Annotated in this window: 19 protein-coding genes; 1 reads left to right on the top strand and 18 read right to left on the bottom strand. The window is 76.3% G+C overall.

All coding sequences use genetic code 11. From position 1 onward, the window contains the following. Window positions 1–11 precede the first annotated feature (11 nt). The 17 genes from ACI798_RS21870 to pyrR form a co-directional block, all read right to left on the bottom strand. The gene (locus tag ACI798_RS21870) at window positions 12–1,406 is read right to left on the bottom strand and encodes an RsmB/NOP family class I SAM-dependent RNA methyltransferase (protein WP_456940671.1); all 1,395 of its coding nucleotides are present in this window, start codon (window positions 1,404–1,406) and stop codon (window positions 12–14) included. Beyond that, window positions 1,403–2,380, bottom strand: a complete 978-nt coding sequence (fmt, locus tag ACI798_RS21865) for a methionyl-tRNA formyltransferase (RefSeq protein WP_457048941.1) — start codon at window positions 2,378–2,380, stop codon at window positions 1,403–1,405. The genes ACI798_RS21870 and fmt overlap by 4 nt, the downstream gene beginning before the upstream one ends. Beyond that, window positions 2,329–2,862, bottom strand: a complete 534-nt coding sequence (gene def / locus ACI798_RS21860; protein WP_456940669.1) for a peptide deformylase — start codon at window positions 2,860–2,862, stop codon at window positions 2,329–2,331. Before def ends, fmt begins: the two co-directional genes overlap by 52 nt. Before the next feature lie 55 nt (window positions 2,863–2,917). Next, a complete protein-coding gene (locus ACI798_RS21855) occupies window positions 2,918–4,864 on the bottom strand; it encodes a primosomal protein N' (RefSeq protein WP_456940668.1) in 1,947 nt (648 codons plus the stop codon). A 189-nt stretch (window positions 4,865–5,053) separates the two neighbouring features. Then, window positions 5,054–6,247, bottom strand: coding sequence for a methionine adenosyltransferase (metK, locus tag ACI798_RS21850; RefSeq protein ID WP_456940667.1), 1,194 nt, complete (start codon window positions 6,245–6,247; stop codon window positions 5,054–5,056). Window positions 6,248–6,341: 94 nt separating this feature from the next. Continuing rightward, window positions 6,342–7,568, bottom strand: a complete 1,227-nt coding sequence (gene coaBC / locus ACI798_RS21845; protein WP_456940666.1) for a bifunctional phosphopantothenoylcysteine decarboxylase/phosphopantothenate--cysteine ligase CoaBC — start codon at window positions 7,566–7,568, stop codon at window positions 6,342–6,344. A gap of 135 nt (window positions 7,569–7,703) precedes the next feature. Beyond that, on the bottom strand, window positions 7,704–7,967 hold the full coding sequence (gene rpoZ / locus ACI798_RS21840) for a DNA-directed RNA polymerase subunit omega (RefSeq protein WP_089305624.1): 264 nt from the start codon (window positions 7,965–7,967) through the stop codon (window positions 7,704–7,706). Between the two features lie 55 nt (window positions 7,968–8,022). After that, entirely contained in the window at window positions 8,023–8,628 is a 606-nt protein-coding gene (gene gmk, locus ACI798_RS21835) for a guanylate kinase (protein ID WP_456940665.1), read from the bottom strand. Between the two features lie 52 nt (window positions 8,629–8,680). After that, complete coding sequence (gene mihF, locus ACI798_RS21830; RefSeq protein ID WP_456926787.1) at window positions 8,681–9,037, bottom strand: integration host factor, actinobacterial type; 357 nt, start codon at window positions 9,035–9,037, stop codon at window positions 8,681–8,683. A 297-nt stretch (window positions 9,038–9,334) separates the two neighbouring features. Then, the gene (locus ACI798_RS21825; protein ID WP_457048940.1) at window positions 9,335–9,628 is read right to left on the bottom strand and encodes a hypothetical protein; all 294 of its coding nucleotides are present in this window, start codon (window positions 9,626–9,628) and stop codon (window positions 9,335–9,337) included. Continuing rightward, complete coding sequence (gene pyrF / locus ACI798_RS21820; protein ID WP_457048939.1) at window positions 9,625–10,503, bottom strand: orotidine-5'-phosphate decarboxylase; 879 nt, start codon at window positions 10,501–10,503, stop codon at window positions 9,625–9,627. The genes ACI798_RS21825 and pyrF overlap by 4 nt, the downstream gene beginning before the upstream one ends. After that, entirely contained in the window at window positions 10,500–11,831 is a 1,332-nt protein-coding gene (locus ACI798_RS21815; protein ID WP_457048938.1) for a dihydroorotate oxidase, read from the bottom strand. The genes pyrF and ACI798_RS21815 overlap by 4 nt, the downstream gene beginning before the upstream one ends. Next, window positions 11,828–15,121, bottom strand: a complete 3,294-nt coding sequence (gene carB, locus ACI798_RS21810; RefSeq protein WP_456940661.1) for a carbamoyl-phosphate synthase large subunit — start codon at window positions 15,119–15,121, stop codon at window positions 11,828–11,830. The genes ACI798_RS21815 and carB overlap by 4 nt, the downstream gene beginning before the upstream one ends. Then, window positions 15,121–16,287: a glutamine-hydrolyzing carbamoyl-phosphate synthase small subunit gene (gene carA, locus ACI798_RS21805; RefSeq protein WP_457048937.1), complete on the bottom strand. Its 1,167-nt coding sequence runs from the start codon at window positions 16,285–16,287 to the stop codon at window positions 15,121–15,123. The genes carB and carA overlap by 1 nt, the downstream gene beginning before the upstream one ends. Continuing rightward, entirely contained in the window at window positions 16,284–17,570 is a 1,287-nt protein-coding gene (locus tag ACI798_RS21800) for a dihydroorotase (RefSeq protein WP_456940659.1), read from the bottom strand. Before ACI798_RS21800 ends, carA begins: the two co-directional genes overlap by 4 nt. Next, a complete protein-coding gene (locus tag ACI798_RS21795) occupies window positions 17,567–18,487 on the bottom strand; it encodes an aspartate carbamoyltransferase catalytic subunit (protein ID WP_456940658.1) in 921 nt (306 codons plus the stop codon). The genes ACI798_RS21800 and ACI798_RS21795 overlap by 4 nt, the downstream gene beginning before the upstream one ends. Continuing rightward, window positions 18,484–19,077 carry a bifunctional pyr operon transcriptional regulator/uracil phosphoribosyltransferase PyrR gene (pyrR, locus tag ACI798_RS21790; protein ID WP_457048936.1) on the bottom strand — a complete coding sequence of 198 codons (594 nt, stop codon included), beginning with the start codon at window positions 19,075–19,077 and terminating at the stop codon, window positions 18,484–18,486. The genes ACI798_RS21795 and pyrR overlap by 4 nt, the downstream gene beginning before the upstream one ends. 231 nt (window positions 19,078–19,308) lie before the next feature. Between pyrR and bldD the strand changes: the two genes are divergently transcribed. Next, the gene (bldD, locus tag ACI798_RS21785) at window positions 19,309–19,845 is read left to right on the top strand and encodes a transcriptional regulator BldD (protein ID WP_387986855.1); all 537 of its coding nucleotides are present in this window, start codon (window positions 19,309–19,311) and stop codon (window positions 19,843–19,845) included. 138 nt (window positions 19,846–19,983) lie between these two features. Here bldD and ACI798_RS21780 read toward each other — a convergent pair whose 3' ends face one another. Further along, the gene (locus tag ACI798_RS21780; protein ID WP_457048935.1) at window positions 19,984–21,588 is read right to left on the bottom strand and encodes a LuxR C-terminal-related transcriptional regulator; all 1,605 of its coding nucleotides are present in this window, start codon (window positions 21,586–21,588) and stop codon (window positions 19,984–19,986) included. Between the last annotated feature and the right edge of the window lie 88 nt (window positions 21,589–21,676).

Here is a 21,676-nt window from a genome sequence, read left to right as displayed (position 1 = left end):
CGGGACCGGGCTCAGCGGGTGCGGCGCAGCAGGGCCAGGAACATCGCGTCGGTGCCGTGCCGGTGCGGCCACAGCTGCCCGTACGCCCCGCGCTCGACGCCGGGGACCTCGGGGAACAGCGGCGCCACCGGCAGCACCTCGACGTCGTCCCGCGCGGCCGCGGCGTCGGCGACGGCGACGGTCTCGGCCGCGTGCGGCGAGCAGGTCACGTAGGCGACGACGCCGCCGGGGCGCACCGAGGCCAGCGCACGGTCGAGCAGCGCGGTCTGCAGGTCCACCAGCGGGCCGACGTCGTCCGGCGTCCGCCGCCAGCGCACCTCCGGCCGCCGGCGCAGCGCGCCGAGCCCGGTGCACGGCGCGTCGAGCAGCACCCGGTCGAACGAGCCCGGCGCCCACGGCGGCTCGCGGCCGTCGGCGACGAGCACCTCGACGTCGTCCTCCCCCGCCAGCGCCCCGCGGACCAGCTCGGCGCGGTGCGGCGCGCGGTCGGCGGCGGTGAGGTGCACCCCGGCCGGGCGGACGGCGGCCAGCAGCCCCGCCTTGCCTCCGGGCCCCGCGCAGACGTCCAGCCAGCGCGCGTCCGGGCCCTCCAGCGGCGCCCGGGCGAGCAGCAGCGCGGCGAGCTGGCTGCCCTCGTCCTGCACCGCGGCCCGGCCCGCGCGCACCGACGGCAGCCGGCCCGGGTCTCCCCCGCCCAGCCGGACCGCGTACGGCGACCACGGCCCCGGCGTGCCGCCGGACTCCGCGGCCAGCTCCTCTCGGGGCAGGTGCCGGGCGACCAGGTGCACCTCGGGCGCGGCGTCGTCGGCGAGCAGCGCGTCCTCGAGCTCGGCATCCCCAGCTGCATCGCCGCCCAGCGCCGCGCGCCAGGCCGACACGATCCACCCGGGGTGGTCGGTGGCCAGCGCCAGCCGCCGGTCGCCCTCGGCGCCGAGCCGGTCGAGCCACGCGGCGCGGTCCCCGCCGGTGGCCACCTTGCGCAGGACGGCGTTGACCAGCCCGGAGGCACCGGCGCCGACGATCGCGCGGGTGAGGTCGACGGTGGTGGCGACGGCGGCGTGCGCGGGCACCCGCAGGTCCAGCAGCTGGTAGGCGCCCAGGCGGAGCAGGTCCAGGACGCGCCGGTCGAGGTCGGCCAGCGGCCGGTCGACCAGCCGGGCCAGCACCGCGTCGAGGGTGCCCTGCGCGCGCAGCGCCCCGTAGGCCAGCTGGGTGGCGAAGGCGGCGTCGCGCGGGTCGAGGTCGCGCTCGCGGAGCAGCTGCGGCAGCAGCAGGTTGGCGTAGGCCTCCCGCGCGGAGACGCCGTCGAGGACGTCGTAGGCGGTCAGCCGGGCGCCGTCGAGGGGTGCCCGCCGCGGCCGCCGCTCCGGGCGGCGGCCGGCCGGGCGGCGAGGTGGCCGCGTCACGGGCCCAGCCGCTCGCCGGGCGCCGGGCGGGCGCCGCGGGCCCAGTCGGCGGCCGGCAGCACCCGCTTGCCCGCCGGCTGCACCTCGCCCAGGCGCACCGAGCCGCGGCCGGTGCCGACGACGACGCCGCCCGGCCCGGCCGAGACCTCGCCCGGCGCCAGGGCCAGCGCGCTCGGCAGCGGCTCGACCGGGCCCAGGCGCAGCCGGTCGCCGCGCCAGGTGGTCCACGCGCCCGGCGCCGGGGTCACCCCGCGCACCCGCCGGTCGACGACGTGCGCGGGCAGCTCCCAGTCGACCCGGGCGTCGGCGGTCTCGATCCGCGGCGCGAGGCTGATCCCCTCGGCCGGCTGGGGCTGCGGGACGAGCTCGCCGGACGCGATGCCGTCGAGGGTGGCGACCAGCAGCCGGGCGCCGCTGACCGCGAGCCGGCCGAGCAGGTCGCCGGCGGTGTCGCGCGGGCCGATCGGCTCGGTGACCAGGCCGAAGACCGGCCCGGTGTCCAGGCCCTGCTCGAGCCGGAAGGTGCAGGCGCCGGTGACCTCGTCGCCGGCCATGACCGCGTGCTGCACGGGCGCGGCGCCGCGCCAGGCCGGCAGCAGCGAGAAGTGCAGGTTGACCCAGCCGTGCGCGGGGAGGTCGAGCGCCGCGGGCGGGACCAGCGCGCCGTAGGCGACCACCGGCGCGCAGTCGACGTCGAGGTCGGCGAGCTGCGCGAGGAACTCCGGCTCGCGCGGCGAGCGGGGCTGCAGCACCGGCAGGCCGGCGGCGTCGGCGCGCTCGGCCACCGGCGAGCGGCCGACCTTCCGGCCGCGGCCGGAGCGGGCGTCGGGGCGGGTGAGGACGGCGGCCACCTCGTGGTCGGAGGCCAGCAGCGCCTCCAGTGAGGGGACGGCGGCCTCGGGGGTCCCCGCGAACAGGAGCCTCAGTGGGGGCTCACCTCCACGCGCGGGACCCAGGCCTGCATGCCCTGCCACTCGGCCTCGGCGAGCGCGGCCCGCGCCGCGGCGGCGGCCTCGGGGTCGAGCCGGTCGACGAACACGACGCCGTCGAGGTGGTCCACCTCGTGCTGCACCGCGCGGGCCAGCAGGTGCGAGCCCTCCACCCGCACGGGGTCACCGTGCTGGTTCCACCCGGTCGCGACGACGTGCAGGTGCCGCCGGCAGTCGAAGCGGAAGCCGGGGATGGACAGGCAGCCCTCGGGCGCCTCCTCGGTCTCGTCGCCGACCAGGTCGACCGAGGGGTTGACCAGGTGGCCCACCTCGCCGTCGACGTACCAGGTGAAGACCCGCAGCCCGACGCCGATCTGCGGCGCGGCGAGGCCGGCGCCACCGGCGGCGTGCATGGTGTCGGTCAGGTCCGCGACCAGCGTCCGCAGCTCCGCGTCGAAGTCGACGACGGGTGCTGCGGGCCGGTGCAGGACCGGGTCGCCCAGCAGCCGGATGGGGGTGACGCTCACCGGTCGATCGTAGGTGAGCGGCGGAGACGGCCGTTCCTGCCGCCCGGGCGACGGCTCAGACCAGCTCGAGCGGGTCGAGCTGGACGCGCACGTGCTCGGGCACCTTGCGGGCGCTGCGCACGCCCTGCACCTCGGCCAGCGCGGTCGCCAGCGCCAGGCCCTCGGTGCGCGGCACCCGCACCAGGTACCGCTCGCGCTCGCCCTCCTGCCCGGCCCGCGGGGGCTCGGGCACCGGGCCGAGCAGGTCGGCGTCGTCGGGCAGCCGCGCCGCGGCCAGGAACTCCGCCAGCGCCGCCGGCGACCCGGACAGCGCGGCCATCCGGGTGGCCGGTGGGAAGCCGAGCTCCCGGCGGTCGGCGAGCTCGCGCTCGGCCAGCCAGCCGGGGTCCCAGCGGACCAGCGCCTGGACGACGGGGTGCGCGGCGTCGGCGGCGACGACGACCGAGCCGTGCGCCCGCACGAGCGTGGCGGCGTTCATCCAGCGGCGCAGGGTCTCCTCCCCCGCGCGCAGGTCCGCCCGCCCGAGCAGCGCCCACGAGTCGAGCAGCAGGGCGGCGCCGTAGCCGCCCTCGGCGACCGGCTCGGCGCCCGGCGTGGCCACGACCAGCTGCGGCCCGGCCGGCACCGACGGCAGCACGCCGGACCCACGCCCGGACACCCGCACCGGCGCGCCGGGGAACGCACGGCCCAGCTCCTCGGCGGTGCGGTTGGCGCCGACGACGGAGGCGCGCAGCTTCGTCCCGTGGCAGTGCGGGCAGTCGAAGGTGGCCGCGGGGCGGGCGCACCAGCGGCAGGCGGGCACCCGCGAGCCGCCCGGCCCGGGCGTGGGCGCGATGCCGAGCGGCCCGGAGCAGACCGCGCAGCGGGCCGGCGCGCGGCAGCGGTCGCACGACAGCCCGGGCGCGTAGCCGGCGCGCGGCACCTGCACGAGCACCGGCGTGCCCTCCGCCAGCGCCGCGCGGGCCACCCGGTGCGCGAGGCTCGGCAGCCGGGCGGTGCGGGCGGCCGGGTCGCGGGCCAGCTCGTGGTCCTCGCCGAGGGCCTGCACCCGCGGGGCGACGCCGCGCAGCGTGGCGCGGTCGGCGGCGAGCTCGTGGGCCCAGCCGCTCTCCACCAGCAGCGCGGCCTCGGCGGTGCGCGCGGTGGCCGCGACGACGGCGGCGCACGAGGACAGGTGGGCGCGGTGCACCAGCACGTCGCGGGCGTGCGCGTAGGGGGCGCGCGGCTCGGCGTGCAGGTCGTCGCCGTCGTCCCAGATCGCGACCAGGCCCAGGTCGGCGACCGGCGCGAACGCCGCCGCGCGGGTGCCGAGGACGACCTTCGCGCTGCCGCGGGCGGCGTCGAGGAAGCGGCGGTAGCGGGCGTCGGGGGCGGCGTCGGCGCGGAGCACGACGAACGAGCCCGCCGGCAGGCGCGCGGCCGCCGCGGCCTCCAGCCGGTCCAGGTCGCGGCCGTCGGGGACGACCACCAGCGCCCCGCGCCCACCGGACAGCGCCGCCTGGCACAGCTCGGCGAGCCGGGCGGGCCAGTCCTCGCCCGGCAACGCCGTCCACACCGCGCGCGCGGGCCGGCCCTCGGCGACGGCGGCCAGCAGCGCCGGCCCGGTCGGGTAGCGGGCGAAGCCGGCCGGGTCCGGCGGCGCCGGCGGGGCCGGGGGTCCGGCCGGCGGGCGCTTCTCCGCGGCGGCCCGGCGCGGCGGGACGGCCAGCCGCAGGACGTCGGTCAGCGTGCCGCCCCAGCGCTGCGCGACCGAGCGGGCCAGCGCGGCCACCTCGGGGGTGAGCACCGGCTCCGAGGAGACCAGCTTGGCCAGCGGGGCGAGCTTGCGGCCGGACTCGCTGGAGTCGGTGAGCTCCAGCACGAACCCGTCGACCAGCTGCCCGGCGAAGCGCACCCGCACCCGGCAGCCGGCCCGGACCTCGCCGGCCATGTCGTCGGGGACCGCGTAGTCGAAGGCCCGGTCGAGGTGGGCCAGCGGCACGTCGACGACGACCCGGGCCACGCGCTTCGGCCCCGCGCGGAGGCTCGCCCCGAGCTCGCGAGGGGTGAGGGGCGCGGGGTCCTTCGACAGCGGTGTTCTCCGTTCGGCGGGGTCGTGTCGCAGCAGTGTCCCCGCCGGGTCCGACATCCTGGCCCCGCTGCAGGGGCCCGCCGCGAGCGAGCGAGCGGCGGGGGGCAGTGGGGTCCTTCCTCAGCTCACCGCGGAGCGGAGGGCCTCCACGCGGTCGGTGCGCTCCCAGGGCAGCTCGACGTCGGTGCGGCCGAAGTGGCCGTAGGCGGCGGTCGGGCCGTAGATCGGCCGCAGCATGTCCAGGTCGCGCACGATCGCACCCGGGCGCAGGTCGAACACCGTGGTGACCGCCTTCTCCAGGACGTCGTCCGGGACGGTGCCGGTGCCGTGGGTGTCGACGAACAGGCCGACCGGGTGCGCGGCGCCGATGGCGTAGGCCACCTGCACCTCGCAGCGGCGGGCCAGGCCCGCGGCGACGACGTTCTTGGCCACCCAGCGCATCGCGTACGCGCCCGACCGGTCGACCTTCGAGGGGTCCTTGCCGGAGAACGCGCCGCCGCCGTGGCGGGCCATGCCGCCGTAGGTGTCGACGATGATCTTCCGGCCGGTCAGCCCGGCGTCGCCCATCGGCCCGCCGATGACGAACTTGCCGGTCGGGTTGACCAGCAGCCGGTAGCCGTCGGTGGGCAGGCCGAGGGCCTGCAGCTCCGGCTCGACGACGAGCTCCTGCACGTCGGGGGTGAGCAGCTGCTCGATGGAGATGTCCTCGGCGTGCTGCGAGGAGACGACGACGGTGTCGACGCCGACCGGCCGGTCGTCCTCGTAGACCACGGTGACCTGGGTCTTGCCGTCGGGGCGCAGGTAGGGCACCGAGCCGTCCTTGCGGACCGCGGCCAGCCGGCGGGAGAGCCGGTGCGCCAGCGCGATCGGCAGCGGCATGAGCTCGGGGGTCTCGTCGGTGGCGTAGCCGAACATCAGGCCCTGGTCGCCGGCGCCCTGGCGCTCGATCTCGTCGTCGGTGGTGCCGGTGGTGCGCGCCTCGTAGGCGGTGTCCACCCCCTGCGCGATGTCCGGCGACTGGGAGCCCAGCGAGACGCTCACGCCGCACGAGGCGCCGTCGAAGCCCTTGCGGGAGGAGTCGTAGCCGATCCGCAGCACGGTGCGGCGGACGACGTCGGCGATGTCGACGTAGCCGGCGGTGGTGACCTCACCGGCGATGTGGACCTGGCCGGTGGTGATGAGCGTCTCGACGGCGACGCGGCTGCGCGGGTCCTGCGCCAGCATCTCGTCGAGGATCGCGTCGCTGATCTGGTCGGCGATCTTGTCCGGGTGGCCCTCGGTCACCGACTCGGACGTGAAGAGGCGGCGTGGCACTCGGTTCTCCCTGGGTCGGTGACGAGATCACGGCGCGGCCTGCCCGCGCCGTGGGAGCAACTTACCGGCGTGTCCCGCCCGTGGCAGCCGCCGGTCAGGCGAGACGGGGCAGGACGACCTGCCAGACCGCCGCGGCGACGGCGTCCTTGCTGCCGTGGGGCACCTCGGTGGCGGTGCCGTCGGCGGCGAGGACGACGGCGGCGTTGTCCGGGCGGCCGAACACCCCGCCGCCGGAGACGTCGTTGACGACCAGCAGGTCGCAGCCCTTGCGGGCGAGCTTGGCCCGGGCGTGGGCCAGCACGTCGGCGTCGGCGTCCCCGGTCTCGGCGGCGAAGCCGACCACGAGCTGCCCGGGGGCGCGCTTGGTGACCAGCTCGGCGAGCACGTCGGGGTTGCGCACCAGCGGGACGGCGTCGGGCTCGCTCGCGCTGTCCTTCTTGAGCTTGGTCGCCGCGACGGTGGCCGGCCGGAAGTCGGCGACGGCCGCGGCCATGACGACGACGTCGGCTGCCGCCTCCCCGCCCGACCCAGCCTCGGCGAGCATCGCGGCGCGCAGCTCCTCCGCCGTCCCGACCGGGACGACGCGGACGCCGAACGGCGCGGGCAGGTCGACGTTGGCCGCGACGACGGTGACGTCGGCGCCGCGGGCGGCGGCCACGCGGGCCAGCGCCCAGCCCTGCTTGCCCGACGAGCGGTTGCCCAGGTAGCGCACCGGGTCCAGCGGCTCGCGGGTGCCGCCGGCGCTGATCAGGACGCGGCGGCCGGTGAGGTCGGCGCGCACGACGTCGGCGCCCGCCGCGAGGACCACTTGCGCCAGCGCGGCGACGTCGGCGGGCTCGGGCAGCCGGCCGGGGCCGGAGTCCGGCCCGGTCAGCCGGCCGACGGCGGGCGGCAGCACGATCGAGCCGCGGCGGCGGAGGGTGGCGACGTTGTCCTGGGTGGCCGGGTGCAGCCACATCTCGGTGTGCATGGCCGGCACGAACACCACCGGGCAGTGCGCGGTGAGCAGCGTGGCGGTGAGCAGGTCGTCGGCGCGGCCCGTGGCGGCGCGGGCGAGCAGGTCGGCGGTGGCCGGCGCGACGACGACGAGGTCGGCGGTCTGCCCGATCCGCACGTGCGCGACCTCGGGCACCTCCGACCAGACGTCGGTGGTGACCGGGTGGCCGGACAGCGCCTCGAAGGTCGCCGCACCGACGAAGTGCAGCGCCCCGGGGGTGGGGACGACGCGGACGTCGTGCCCGGCCTCGGTCAGCGCGCGCAGCAGCAGGGCGCCCTTGTAGGCGGCCACGCCCCCCGCGACGCCCAGCACGATCCGGCTCATGCGCCCCATCCTCCCGCAGACGCGACGACGCCCCCGGCCTGGGCCGGGGGCGTCGTCACTCGCACGGGCCGGAACGGCCCCGTCGCAGGGCCCCGCGCCGAGCGGGCGAGGCGTGGGGGGCGACGGGGTCCTTCCTCAGTTGTCGCCGGCGGTGTGGGTGAGCAGGCCCTCGTTGATCTCGCGCAGCGCGATCGAGAGGGGCTTCTCCTGGGGCGCGGTGTCGACCAGCGGGCCGACGTACTCGAGCAGGCCCTCGGAGAGCTGGCTGTAGTAGGCGTTGATCTGGCGCGCGCGCTTGGCGGCGAAGATCACCAGGCCGTACTTGCTGCTGGTGCGCTCGAGCAGCTCGTCGATCGGCGGGTTGGTGATGCCCTCGGGGGCGGGTGCGACTCCGGACACGGGCGGGCGTGCTCCTCGGTTGGCTCGGTGGGAGTGAGCGGCCTCGGGTGGCCGGTCACTCGGAGGCGCCGGCGGCCTTCCCGGACGACGGCGCGACCAGCAATCCTACCAACTCGTCCGCGGCCCTCGCGACGTCGTCGTTGACCACCACGACGTCGAACTCCCCGGAGGCGTCCAGCTCGGCCTGCGCGATCGCGAGCCGGCGCTCCTGCACGGCGGGCGGTTCCGACCCGCGGCCGGCCAGCCGGCTCTGGAGCTCCGCCCACGACGGCGGGGCGAGGAAGACCAGCTGCGCCTCCGGGGCGCGCGCCCGCACCTGGCGGGCGCCCTGCAGCTCGATCTCGAGCAGCGCCGGGGCCCCGGTCGCGAGGCGCTCGCGGACCGGGGCGGCCGGCGTGCCGTAGCGGTTGCCCGCGTACTCGGCCCACTCGAGGAGGCCGTCCTCGGCGACCAGCCGGTCGAACTCGTCGTCGCCGAGGAAGTGGTAGTGCACCCCGTCGACCTCGCCCGGGCGCTGCTTGCGGGTGGTCACCGACACCGAGACCCACACGTCGGGGTACCGGCGGCGGACCTCGGCGACGACGGTGCCCTTGCCGACCCCCGAGGGTCCGGAGAGCACCGTCAGGCGCGCCGGGGCGGGGATCGGCTGGGCAGTCGGCAACGGGTGGTCCCTCGTGGTGCTGGCGTCGGACGGGTGGAGCGGTACCGCGACCTCAGGCCGTCGAGTCGGCGGGCACCTGGTCGGCGGCCACCGGGTCGCCGCCGAACTCCGCCTCCAGCGCCTTGCGCTGGTTGGCGCCCAGGCCGCGCACCCGGCGGGTCGGGGAGATCTCGAGCCGCTCCATGATCTTCGCAGCCCGGGCCTTGCCCACGCCGGGCAGGGACTCCAGGACGGCGGAGACGCGCATCTTGCCGATGACCTCGTCGGTCTCGCCCTGCTTGAGGACGTCGCCGACCGTGGCGCCCTTGCTCTTGAGCCGCTCGCGGAGCTCGGCGCGCGCCTTGCGGGCGGCGGCGGCCTTCTCCAGTGCGGCGGCACGCTGTTCGGGGGACAGGTCGGGGAGGGGCATGGTGCGTCCCATCGTGTCGTTGCCGGGGATCTGCGACCCGGCGGGTACGTGCGGTGTCGGGTGCGGGCCCGCGGTCTGGGCACCGACGATCAACCTAGTAACCACGAATCCGCAGGTCACGCGCTGTTTGCACGACCTTTTCGATCTCCGGTCGTCCGCTCGTGACGTCCTGTGGAGGCCTGCTGTGACCCTCCGTGAACACCGCAGGTCACGAAGTATACGAAACGCATTCGTATCGGCCCGGAGACCCCGACGCGCCCGGACGTGACACGCCGGGTGGCGCGCCCGGGCAGCCCGTCAGCGGGCCGACCGCCGGCCCAGGGCCCACCCGCCGACGGCGGCCAGGACCAGGGCCCCGGCGACCGCGAGGCCCGCCCCGACCAGGTGCCCGGTCCCCCAGACCACCGTCCCGGGGCCGGACGTCAGGGTCAGCGTGCTCTCGAAGGCGGCGTCGACCTCCTCCAGCGGGGCGTACGCGGTCCAGCCGGCACTCGACGGCGGGCGGGTGTTCGTCCACCAGAAGACGGCGACCCCCGCGACGGCGAGCGCCAGGCCCAGCGCCGCGACCGCCCACGGCAGCACGCGCCTCACCGGGAGAGCTCCTCCGCCCAGCGGGCGGCCGCGGCGCGCAGCGCGGCCGGGTCCGGGCCGGCGGCGAGGACGTCGCGGGAGACGGTCGGGACGACGGCGCGGCCGGTGCCGAACAGCCGCCGCAGGTCCGCGGCCGAGCCGCCCTGGGCGCCCAGCCCCGGCGCCAGCACCGGGCCGCCGAGCCCGTCGAGGTCGACGTCGAGCTCGCGCAGCGTGGCGCCGACGACGACGCCGAACGACCCGGTCGTGGCGCCCCAGCGGCTGCCGAGGTCCCGCACCGCGCCGAGGTCGGGCAGCGGCTCGCCGACCACCCAGCCGGGGGTGTTCCACCCGCGGACGGTGTCGACGACGACCTGCGCCACCGACCGCTCCCCCACCGCCGCGTGCTGCAGCGTGCCGGCGTCGGGGTTGGACGTGCGGGCCAGCACGAACAGCCCGCCGCCGGTGAGCCGGGCGGTGTCCACGGCCGGCTGGAGCGAGCCCGGCCCGAGGTAGGGGCTGACGGTGAGCGCGTCGACGGCGCACGGGTGCTCCGGGCGCAGCACGTCGGCGTAGGCGTCCATGGTCGAGCCGATGTCGCCGCGCTTGGCGTCGAGCAGCACCAGCGCCCCGGCCGCGCGGGCGCGGGTGACGGCGTCCTCCAGCACGGCCAGCCCGCGGGAGCCGTGCCGCTCGAAGAACGCCGACTGCGGCTTGAGCACGGCGACCTCGCCGGCGAGGGCGTCGACCACCGTGTCGGTGAACCGGCGCAGCCCGTCGACGTCGTCGGCCAGGCCCCAGCGCTCCAGCAGCGGCGCGTGCGGGTCGATGCCCACGCACAGCGGCCCGCGGGCGGCGACGGCGTCGGCCAGGCGCTGCCCGAACGGCGCGCTCACCGGGGCACCGACCGCGGCAGGGTGCCGCCGTGCGCGGCGATGCAGTCGCGGGCGAGGAAGGGGTCGGCGAACGCGCCAGAGGCGGACTGCACGGCGTCGGCGCCGGCGTCGAACAGCGCCGCGAACGACGCCGGGTCGGTCACCCCGCCCATCGCCAGCACGTCGAAGCGCCGGCCGGACGCCTCGCGCAGCGCCACCAGCCGGCGGGTGAGGTCCAGCGCCTGCCCGCGGACGGCCGCCCCCGACAGCCCGGCCACCGCGCGGCCGGGGAAGGTCGGCTCGCCGTCGCCGCGCACCACCCGGCTCGCCACCGTGTTGATGCCCGCGACGCCGTCGACCAGCGGCGCCAGCCGGGGCACCAGCGCGGCCAGCCGGTCCCCGTCGAGCCAGGACAGCTTGGCGACCAGCCCGGTGCGGTCGTCCAGCGCCCGGCGCACGCCCTCGACGACGGCGACGGTGGCGTCCGCGTCCAGGCACAGCGGCGGCCTCACACCGTCCGGCGAGGCCGACAGCGTGTTCGGGCAGGACAGGTTCAGCTCGACGACCGTCGCGCCGGCCTCCTGCGCCATCGCCGCGACCCGCGCGAAGTCGTCGACCAGCGCGGGGCCGTCGCCGGACCCCATGACGCTGGCCAGCAGCAGCTGGTCGGCGTCGACGGCGGCCAGTGACCGCTCGAGGTCGGCCATCCACTCCTCCGGCGCCGGCGACGGGACGCCGAAGGAGTTCACCGTGCTGACCCCCGGGGAGCCGGGCTCCATCCAGTCCCACGGGTCCGAGACGACGGCGTCGCCGGGCGGGCGCGGCGCGAACGTCCAGTTCGGCTGCACGTTCGGCTCGTGCGCCCGGCTGCGCACCGTCTTGTAGGTGAGCACGCTGAACCCGTTGCGGGCGTGGAAGCGCACCCACTCCTCGCCCCCGTTGAGCACGCACGCCGGCACCCCGAGCGGGAACCCGACGTCGCGGCCGAGCACCCGCCACCGCCGGTCGCCGGCCCGCGGACGCTCGGGCAGCCGCGGGCCGACCGGGGTCAGCAGGTTGTCGCGGTAGGAGCCGAGCAGGTCGTAGGACGGCGTCCGCACGCCGTGTGCGGCGAGCAGCCCGCCGTGCCCGGCGAAGAACGCCACCCGGGTGAGCAGCGGCAGGTCGGCGTCGCCGGCCTCCCCCGCCGCCAGCCGCGCGGCCAGGCCCTCGGCGTCGGCCCGCAGGGCGGCGAGCTCGGCGGCCGGCGGCGTCGCGAACCGGGTGACCCCGGCGAGGAACGCCGCCGCCAGCCCGTCGACCAGCCCGCGGGCGACCAGGTCGTCCCGCACGGCGGCGACGTCGCTCACGGACGCGGGGCCAGCGCGGCGTGGACCTCCTGCAGGCTGCGCACCCCGAGGCCGCCGCGGCGCAGCGCCTCGACGCCCTGCACCGCCGCCGCCAGCCCCTGCACCGTGGTGACGCAGGGGATGCCGGCGGCCACCGCCGCGGTGCGGATCTCGTAGCCGTCCAGCCGCGGCCCGCTGTTGCCCGGCGACCCGAACGGCGTGTTGACCACGACGTCGACGTCGCCGGCGAGGATCCGCTCGACGCAGTTGCCCGGCCCCTCGCTGTACTTGCCGACCACCTCGCACTCGACGCCGTTGCGGCGCAGCACCTGCGCGGTGCCGGCGGTCGCGAGCACCCGGAAGCCGAGGTCGGCCAGCCGCTTGACCGGGAACACCGCGGCCCGCTTGTCCCGGTTGGCCAGCGAGACGAACACCGTGCCCTCGGTGGGCAGCGAGCCGTAGGCGGCGGCCTGGGACTTGGCGAACGCGGTCCCGAAGCCGTCGTCGAGGCCCATGACCTCGCCGGTGGACTTCATCTCCGGCGACAGGACGGTGTCGACGCCGTGGCCCTCGACGGTGCGGAACCGGTGGAAGGGCAGCACCGCCTCCTTGACCGCGATCGGCGCGTCCTCGGGCAGGTCGGCGCCGTCGCCGGTGGCGGGCAGCACCCCGGCGGTGCGCAGGTCGGCGATCGTCTCCCCCACCGCGATCCGCGCCGCGGCCTTGGCCAGCTGCACCGCCGTCGCCTTGGACACGAACGGCACCGTGCGGCTGGCCCGCGGGTTGGCCTCCAGCACGTACAGGACGTCGTCCTTGAGCGCGTACTGCACGTTGAGCAGCCCGCGGACGCCGATCCGGGCGGCCAGCGCCTCGGTGGCGCTGCGGATCTGCGCGAGGTCGGAGGAGCCCAGGGTGATCGGCGGCAGCGCGCACGCGGAGTCGCCGGAGTGGATGCCGGCCTCCTCGATGTGCTCCATGACGCCGCCGAGGTAGAGCTCGGTGCCGTCGTAGAGCGCGTCGACGTCGATCTCGACGGCGTCCTCCAGGAACCGGTCGACCAGCACCGGGTGCTCCGGGCTGACGTCGGTGGCCTTGGCGATGTAGGCCTCGAGCGTGGCGTCGTCGTAGACGATCTCCATGCCACGCCCGCCGAGCACGTAGGAGGGCCGCACCAGCACCGGGTAGCCGATGCCGGCGGCGATCTCCCGGGCCTCGGCGAACGTCGTCGCGGTGCCGTGCTCGGGCGCGCGGAGCCGGGCGTCGGCGAGCACCCGGGAGAACGCGGCGCGGTCCTCGGCGTCGTCGATGGCCTCCGGCGAGGTCCCCAGGACCGGCACGCCGGCGTCCTTGAGCCGCTGCGCGAGACCCAGCGGCGTCTGCCCGCCCAGGGTGCAGATCACCCCGGCCACCGGCCCGGCGGCGCGCTCGGCCTCGACCACCTCGAGGACGTCCTCGAAGGTCAGCGGCTCGAAGTACAGCCGGTCGGCGGTGTCGTAGTCGGTGGAGACGGTCTCGGGGTTGCAGTTGACCATCACGGCCTCGTAGCCGGCGTCCTGCAGCGCCATGACCGCGTGCACGCACGAGTAGTCGAACTCGATGCCCTGCCCGATCCGGTTGGGCCCCGAGCCGAGGATCAGCACGGCCGGCTTCTCGCGCGGCTCGACCTCGGTCTCCTCGTCGTAGGACGAGTAGTGGTACGGCGTGCGGGCGGCGAACTCGGCGGCGCAGGTGTCCACGGTCTTGAACACCGGCCGCACGCCGAGCCGGCGGCGCAGCGTCCGGACGCCGTCCTCGCCGGCGAGTTCGGGGCGCAGCGCGGCGACCTGCCGGTCGGACAGCCCGTGCCGCTTGGCCTTGCGCAGCAGCTCCGCGGTGAGCGCGGGCGCCTCGCGGACCTCGGCGCCGACCTCGCCGACCAGCGCGAGCTGGTCGACGAACCACGGGTCGAAGCCGCTGGCCTCGGCGACCTGCTCGACGGTGGCGCCGGCCCGCAGCGCGGCCTCGGCGACGTAGAGCCGGCCGTCGACCGGGGTGCGCAGCGCCTCGAGCAGCTCCTCGGCCGACCGCGGGTCCTCGCCCCCGGTCCAGAAGCCGGCGACCTTGGTCTCGGTGGACCGCATCGCCTTGCCCAGCGCCTCGGGGAAGTTGCGGCCCAGCGCCATGACCTCCCCGACGCTCTTCATCGTCGTGGTCAGCCGCGGGTCGGCGCCGGGGAACTTCTCGAACGCGAACCGCGGGATCTTCACGACCACGTAGTCCAGCGCCGGCTCGAAGCTGGCCGGGGTGACGCCGGTGATGTCGTTGGTGATCTCGTCGAGGGTGTAGCCGATGGCGAGCTTCGCGGCGATCTTGGCGATCGGGAAGCCGGTGGCCTTCGACGCCAGCGCGCTCGACCGGGAGACGCGCGGGTTCATCTCGATGACGACCAGGCGCCCGTCGGCCGGGTTGACGGCGAACTGGATGTTGCAGCCGCCGGTGTCCACGCCGACCTCGCGCAGCACCGCGATGCCGACGTCGCGCATCCGCTGGTACTCGCGGTCGGTGAGCGTCATCGCGGGCGCGACGGTGACCGAGTCGCCGGTGTGCACGCCCATCGCGTCGACGTTCTCGATCGAGCAGATGACGACCACGTTGTCGCTGCGGTCGCGCATGAGCTCGAGCTCGTACTCCTTCCAGCCGAGCACCGACTCCTCGATCAGCACGGTGTGCACCGGGGAGTCGGCCAGGCCGTGGGAGGCCATCCGGCGCAGCATCGCCTCGTCGGTGGCGAAGCCCGAGCCGAGGCCGCCCATGGTGAAGCTCGGCCGGATGACGACGGGGTAGCCGACCTCGGCGGCGGTCTCCAGCGCCTCCTCGACGGTGGAGCAGACGCGCGAGCGCGGCGCGTCGGCGCCGATCGATCGGACGATGTCCTTGAACATCTGCCGGTCCTCGCCGCGGTTGATCGCGTCGACGTCCGCGCCGATCAGCCGCACGCCGTAGCGCTCCAGCGTGCCGTTCTCGTACAGGCCGATGGCGATGTTGAGCGCGGTCTGCCCGCCGAGGGTGGCCAGCAGCGCGTCCGGGCGCTCCTTGGCGATGACCCGCTCGACGAACTCCGGCGTCAGCGGCTCGACGTAGGTGGCGTCGGCGACGTCGGGATCGGTCATGATCGTCGCCGGGTTGCTGTTGACCAGGCTGACCCGCAGGCCCTCGGCGCGCAGCACGCGGCAGGCCTGGGTGCCGGAGTAGTCGAACTCCGCGGCCTGGCCGATGAGGATCGGCCCGGAGCCGATGACCAGGACGTGCGAGATGTCGGTGCGCTTGGGCATCAGGCGTTCTCCCCGCTGCTGTGCTGGACCCGCGGCGCGGGGCTGACCGCGTCCCCGCCGTCCCGCCTGGCCTGCAGGAGGTCCACGAACCGCTGGAACAGCGGCGCGGCGTCGTGCGGGCCGGCGGCGGACTCGGGGTGGAACTGGACGCTGAACGCCGGGGCGTCGAGCAGCCGCAGCCCCTCGACGACGTCGTCGTTGAGGCCGACGTGGCTGACCTCGACCCGCCCGTAGGGGGTGTCGGTGGGCCGGTCCAGCGGCGCGTCGACGGCGAACCCGTGGTTGTGGCTGGTCACCCGGACGGTGCCGCTGACCCGGTCGAGCACCGGCTGGTTCAGGCCGCGGTGGCCGAAGCGCAGCTTGTAGGTGCCCAGGCCCAGCGCGCGGCCGAGGATCTGGTTGCCGAAGCAGATGCCGAACAGCGGCCGGCCGGCGTCGAGCACGCCCCGCACCGCGGCGACGGCGTAGTCGGCCGCGGCCGGGTCGCCGGGGCCGTTGGAGAGGAACACGCCGTCGGGGCCGGCGGCGAGCAGGTCCTGCGCGGTGGCGGTCGAGGGCAGCACGTGCGTCTCGACGCCGAGCTCGGCCAGGTGCCGCGGGGTGGCGGTCTTGATGCCGAGGTCGAGCGCGGCGATGGTGAACCGCCGCTCCCCCACCGCCGGGACGACGTAGGGCTCGCGGGTGCTCACGTGCGGCGCGAGGTCGGCGCCGACCATGCCCTCGGCGGCGCGCACCCGGGCGAGCAGCGCGTCGGGGTCGGTGGACTCGCTGCTGATCCCGGCGCGCATCGCGCCGCGCTCGCGCAGGTGCCGGGTGAGGGCGCGGGTGTCGATGCCGCTGATCCCGACGACGCCCTGCGCGGCCAGCTCGTCGTCGAGGCTGCCGGTGGCCCGCCAGTTGGCCGGGCGGCGGGCGGGGTCGCGGACGACGAAGCCGGCCACCCACATGCGGCGGCTCTCGTCGTCCTCGCCGTTGACGCCGGTGTTGCCGACGTGCGGCGCGGTCATCGTGACGATCTGGCCGGCGTAGCTGGGGTCGGTCAGCGTCTCCTGGTAGCCGGTCATGCCGGTGGCGAACACCGCCTCGCCGACCGTCGTGCCGACCTTGCCGTAGGACTCGCCGCGGAACGTCCGCCCGTCCTCGAGGACGAGGATCGCCTCGCTCACTTCACTGCCTTTCCGTCCAGGACGGTCGCCTCGCCCCGCAGGAACGTGGCGACCACGCGGCCGGGCAGCTCCCGGCCGGCGTAGGGGCTGTTGCGGCTGCGGCTGGCCAGCGCGGCCGGGTCGACGGTGGCCCGGGCGGCGGGGTCGAGCAGCAGCAGGTTGGCCGGCTCACCCGGCGCCAGCGGGCGCCCGTGACCGGCCAGGCGGCCGATGGCCGCGGGGCGGGCCGACATGCGGTCGGCGACGCCGGCCCAGTCGAGCAGGCCGGGTTCCACCAGCGTCTCCAGGACGACCGACAGCGCCTGCTCCAGCCCGAGCATCCCGGGCCGGGCCTGCGCCCACTCGCTCTCCTTGTCCTCCACCGCGTGCGGCGCGTGGTCGGTGGCGACGGCGTCGATCGTGCCGTCGGCCAGGCCCTGCCGGAGGGCCTGCACGTCCTCGTCGGTGCGCAGCGGCGGGTTGACCTTGAACACCGGGTCGTAGGACTCCGCGCAGGCCTCGGTGAGCAGCAGGTGGTGCGGGGTGACCTCGGCGGTCACCTGCACGCCGCGGGACTTGGCCCACCGCAGGATCTCCACCGAGCCGGCGGTGGAGACGTGGCAGACGTGCAGCCGGGCGCCGACGTGCTGGGCGAGCAGCACGTCGCGGGCGATGACCGCCTCCTCGGCGGCGGCCGGCCAGCCGGTCAGCCCGAGCCGGGCCGAGCGGTCGCCCTCGTTCATCTGCGCCCCGGCGGTCAGCCGCGGCTCCTCGGCGTGCTGGGCGACGACGCCGTCGAAGGCCTTCACGTACTCCAGCGCGCGGCGCATGAGCGCCGGGTCGGCGACGCAGTGCCCGTCGTCGGAGAAGACCCGCACCCGGGCGGCGGAGTCGGCCATCGCGCCGAGCTCGGCCAGCCGCTCGCCACGCAGCCCGACGGTGACCGCGCCGACCGGGACGACGTCGACCAGCCCGGCCTCCTGGCCCAGGCGCCACACCTGCTCGACGACGCCGGCGGTGTCGGCGACCGGGTCGGTGTTGGCCATGGCGTGCACCGCGGTGAACCCGCCCAGCGCCGCGGCCCGGCTGCCGGTCTCCACCGTCTCGGCGTCCTCGCGGCCGGGCTCGCGCAGGTGGGTGTGCAGGTCGACCAGGCCGGGCAGGGCGACCAGCCCGCCGGCGTCGACGACGTCGGCGCCGGTGGCGGACAGCCGGCCCCCGATGGCGGCGATCCGGCCGTCCTTCAGCAGCAGGTCGGCGGGCTCGCCGCCGAGGACGCGTGCCCCCTTGATCAGCGTGGTCACGAGGGCGTTCCTCCGAGCAGCAGGTAGAGCACGGCCATCCGCACGCTGACGCCGTTGCCGACCTGTTCGACGATCGTCGAGCGGACCGAGTCGGCGACGTCGGCGGCGATCTCCATGCCGCGGTTCATCGGGCCGGGGTGCATGACGATCGCGTCGTCCGCCAGCACCGCCATCCGCACGGCGTCCAGGCCGTAGCGGCGGCTGTACTCACGGGCGCTGGGGAAGAACGAGGCGTTCATCCGCTCGAGCTGGACCCGCAGCATCATCACGACGTCGGCCTTGGGCAGCACGGCGTCGAGGTCGTAGGAGACCTGCACCGGCCAGGACCCGACTCCGACCGGGAGCAGCGTCGGCGGCGCGACGAGGGTGACCTCCGCGCCGAGCGTCGTCAGCAGCCAGACGTTGGAGCGGGCCACCCGGCTGTGCAGCACGTCGCCGACGATCGCCACCCGCACGCCGTCCAGCCGGCCCAGCCGGCGGCGGATCGTGTAGGCGTCCAGCAGCGCCTGGGTGGGGTGCTCGTGCGTTCCGTCGCCGGCGTTGACGACGCTGCCGCGCACCCAGCCGGCCAGCCGGTGCGGGGCGCCGGACGCCGAGTGGCGGACGACGATCGCGTCGCTGCCCATCGCCTCGAGGGTGAGCGCGGTGTCCTTGAGGCTCTCGCCCTTGGACACGCTGCTGCCCTTGGCGGAGAAGTTGATGACGTCGGCGGACAGCCGCTTGGCCGCGAGCTCGAAGGAGATGCGGGTGCGGGTGGAGTCCTCGTAGAAGAGGTTGACCACCGTCCGGCCGCGCAGCGTGGGCAGCTTCTTGACCTCGCGGCCGGCCAGCGCCTGGTCGATCTGCGCGGCGGTGTCGAGGACCAGCGTGGCGTCGGCGCGGTCGAGGTCGGCCGCGTCCAGGAGGTGCCGCTTCACCGGCCGGTCACCAGCACCTCGTCGGCGCCGTCGGTCTCGGCGAGGTGGACCCGCACCTTCTGCGCGCGCGAGGTGGGCACGTTCTTGCCCACGTAGTCGGCGCGGATCGGCAGCTCGCGGTGGCCGCGGTCGACCAGGACGGCCAGCTGCACCGCGCGGGGCCGGCCGAGGTCGCGCAGCGCGTCGAGTGCCGCGCGCACCGAGCGGCCGGAGAACAGGACGTCGTCGACGAGGACGACCAGCCGGCCGTCGATCCCCGCGGGCGGCAGGACGGTGTCCTCCAGCGCCCGGACGCCGCGCATCCGCAGGTCGTCGCGGTAGAGGGTGATGTCGACGGTGCCGACGTCGACCGCGGTGCCGGCGAAGGCGGCGACGCGGGCGGCCAGCCGGCGGGCCAGCGGGGCGCCGCGGGTGGGGATGCCGACCAGGACGAGGTCGGGCAGCGCGTCGCCGGCCTTCTCGATCACCTGGTGCGCGATGCGGTCGACGACGCGGGCCACGTCGGCGGCGGCGAGCAGCACGGTGGGCGCCGGGCCGCCGGACGGGTCTGGGGACTGGTTCCCGGGCAGGGGCCCGGTCGTGCCGGCCATCAGGCCTCCTTCCCCGCCTCACGGGACGGGTCGTTAAAGGAGTGGGGTGGACCGGTCTCGACCGTACTGCACACCCCCGTGTGACCGTCGTCGCGCGTCGTGACCCCGCAGGTGGGCGCCGGTGTCCCAGGATGGCCCGCACGAGGGAGGCGCTGTTGCCATCCGCCACTTGTGAGTACGCTGCGTGACGGACCAGCCCCGGACACCACGACGGACAGTGAGCAGAGACGCATGAGCACCGACTACTCGCGGGCACTCGGCGCCCGGCTGCGAGCAATCCGCAACCAGCAGGGTCTCTCCCTCCAGGGCGTGGAGGACAAGTCGCACGGACGCTGGAAGGCCGTCGTCGTCGGGTCCTACGAACGCGGGGACCGCGCGGTGACCGTGCAGCGGCTCTCCGAGCTCGCCGTGTTCTACGGCGTGCCGGTCTCCGAGTTGCTGCCCGACCCGCGGCCCTCGTCGGCCGTCACCTCGACGACGAAGATCGTGCTGAACCTGGAGTCGCTGGGCTCGCTGCCCGCCGACGAGGCCGGCCCGCTCGCCCGTTACGCCTCGACCATCCAGGCCCAGCGCCACGACTACAACGGCAAGGTCCTCTCCATCCGCGCGGAGGACCTGAAGTCGCTGGCGATCATCTACGACATGAGCCCCGACGAGCTCACCACCCGGCTCATCGAGTGGGGCGTGCTCAACCCCGGCATGGACGGCGTCGGCGGCCCCGTCGACGACGAGGACGAGGCCTGGGACCGGCGCCGCGCCCCCCGCTGAGGAAACACCGCTGTCCCGCGGCAGGCCTCGCGACAGCACGACGAGACCGGGCTGCGGAGTGCGTACGCCCCGGCCACCGGCCGGGTCGGTCCGGCTCGGGTGACCGGGGCCTGTGTCCACGCCCGCCCGGGCCCGCGGTCACAGCCGCGCGGACAGCCGCCGACCGCGCAGCATCAGCTCCCCCCGGGCGCCGTTCGGGGGGCCTGTGCGCGGTGGCGGGTCCACGAGCGCGTCGGACAGCTCGGTCCGCCCGGTGATGCCCAGCTTGCCGTAGATGTGGGAGAGGTGCGCCTCGACGGTGCGCACCGACACGACCAGCCGGTCCGCGATCTGCACGTTGCTCAACCCGAGGCTGGCCAGCCGAGCCACCTCCTGCTCCCGTGCGGTCAGGGACGGGGGCAGCAGCGCCTGCAGGGACTGACTGCCTGCCAGGCCACACTCGCGTGCCAGCGTGACGGCCCGTGCCATGGCCGTGGCCGCCGGGCGCCGCGCGCCGCGGCGCTCGTGGGCGGCCGCCGCCTCCGCGGCGGCGTCCGCAGCGGTCAGCAGCAGGCCGGCCTCCTCGAAGCGGCGGCTCAGCACGTCGAGGTCGTTCCCGTTCTCGGCCACGATCGCCCCCACGTGGTCGGCGAGATCCTGCACGTAGGCCGACTCGCAGCGCCGGGCGAGGACGCCGAGCCGGTCGACCACGTGGAGCGGGCGCCCGAAGCGGAAGGTGGTGTGCAGGACGACCGCCTCGGTCGCCACCTGCCCCTGCTCGGCGGCGCTTCGAGCGGCCTCCCGGCTGAGCCGGGCGGCTTCGGCGGAGTGTCCCTGGGCACCGGCCACCACGGCGCGCGCGACGAGGACGAAGGGGGCGTAGACGGGGAGCGCGGCGGAGGCGGCTTCGTCGAGTTCGGCGACGAGCCCGCGTGCGGCGTCGACGTCGCCGAGGAGCGCCCGCGCCATCGCGAGCTGGGAGCGGCACACCGGCAGGAGACCCAGCGGGTCGGCCCTCCGCAGGCCCGCGTACGCGCTGACCAGCCAGCGGGCCGCCACTCGTACCCGCCCGGCGGCGAGCGCGGCCCAGCCACAGTGCAGGGAGGCGACGGCGTCCCCGTACCACTCCGGGCCGGCCAGGTTGCGCCGGTGGAGGTCGGCAGCGAGGGACTCGAGCTCACGCGCCCGTCCGCTCAGGCGGAGCGCCATGACCTCGGCCTGCGTCAACGCCAGGTGCACGAAGGCGGGCACGCTCCTCCCGTCCGGCCACGAGAGACCGGCCCGCCCCTCGGCGACGCTGGCCAGCGCCGACCGCGGAGCTCCGGTGACGGCGTGCCCCAGTGCAGCCGCGGCGGTCGCGAGCTGCCAGGCCGGCTCCCCTTCGCGGGCGGTGGAGCGCACAGCCGTTGCCCGGTCCACCGCCCCGACCGGGTCGCCGCTGCAGAACGCGAGGACCGCCCCGGTCGCCGCGAGGAGGGAGCGGCCGTGGTCCGAACGGACTGCCGGGACCACCGCGTCGAGCACGGCCTGCGCCTGGGCGACCTGACCGAGAGCGCAGGCCAGGTCCAGCACCCGGATCACCGTGGCCTCGACGCGGTCGTCGTCCGTGACGGCGACCTCTGCGGCGTGGCGGGTGAGGTCCTCGGTCTCCACCGGGGACCCGGGCCAGGTGGTGGCCTCCACCAGCGCGAGGTACGCCGGCGCCTGCCCGCCCGCCTCGACGGCGGCCCGCGCCAGGCGCCCGGCGAGGCGGTGGTCGAGCATCGGGGGCGGCCGCCCGGGGGGCCCCCGGGGGTTCGCGCGGGGCCGGCCCCGCCCCCCAACCCCGACCCGTGGCACGCCACCCGCCGCG

The sequence above is a fragment of the Geodermatophilus sp. SYSU D01045 genome (genome assembly GCF_054050295.1).
The sequence above is the reverse complement of the archived record's forward strand: the minus strand, read 5'-3'. Positions and strand labels throughout refer to the sequence as shown.

Coding starts and splice junctions, on each gene's coding strand:
- coaBC (WP_456940666.1), bottom strand. CDS start 7,568: ATGAGCCGGATCGTGCTGGGCGTCGCGGGGGGCGTGGCCGCCTACAAG.
- mihF (WP_456926787.1), bottom strand. CDS start 9,037: ATGCCCCTCCCCGACCTGTCCCCCGAACAGCGTGCCGCCGCACTGGAG.
- carB (WP_456940661.1), bottom strand. CDS start 15,121: ATGCCCAAGCGCACCGACATCTCGCACGTCCTGGTCATCGGCTCCGGG.
- pyrR (WP_457048936.1), bottom strand. CDS start 19,077: ATGGCCGGCACGACCGGGCCCCTGCCCGGGAACCAGTCCCCAGACCCG.
- bldD (WP_387986855.1), top strand. CDS start 19,309: ATGAGCACCGACTACTCGCGGGCACTCGGCGCCCGGCTGCGAGCAATC.
- ACI798_RS21780 (WP_457048935.1), bottom strand. CDS start 21,588: ATGCTCGACCACCGCCTCGCCGGGCGCCTGGCGCGGGCCGCCGTCGAG.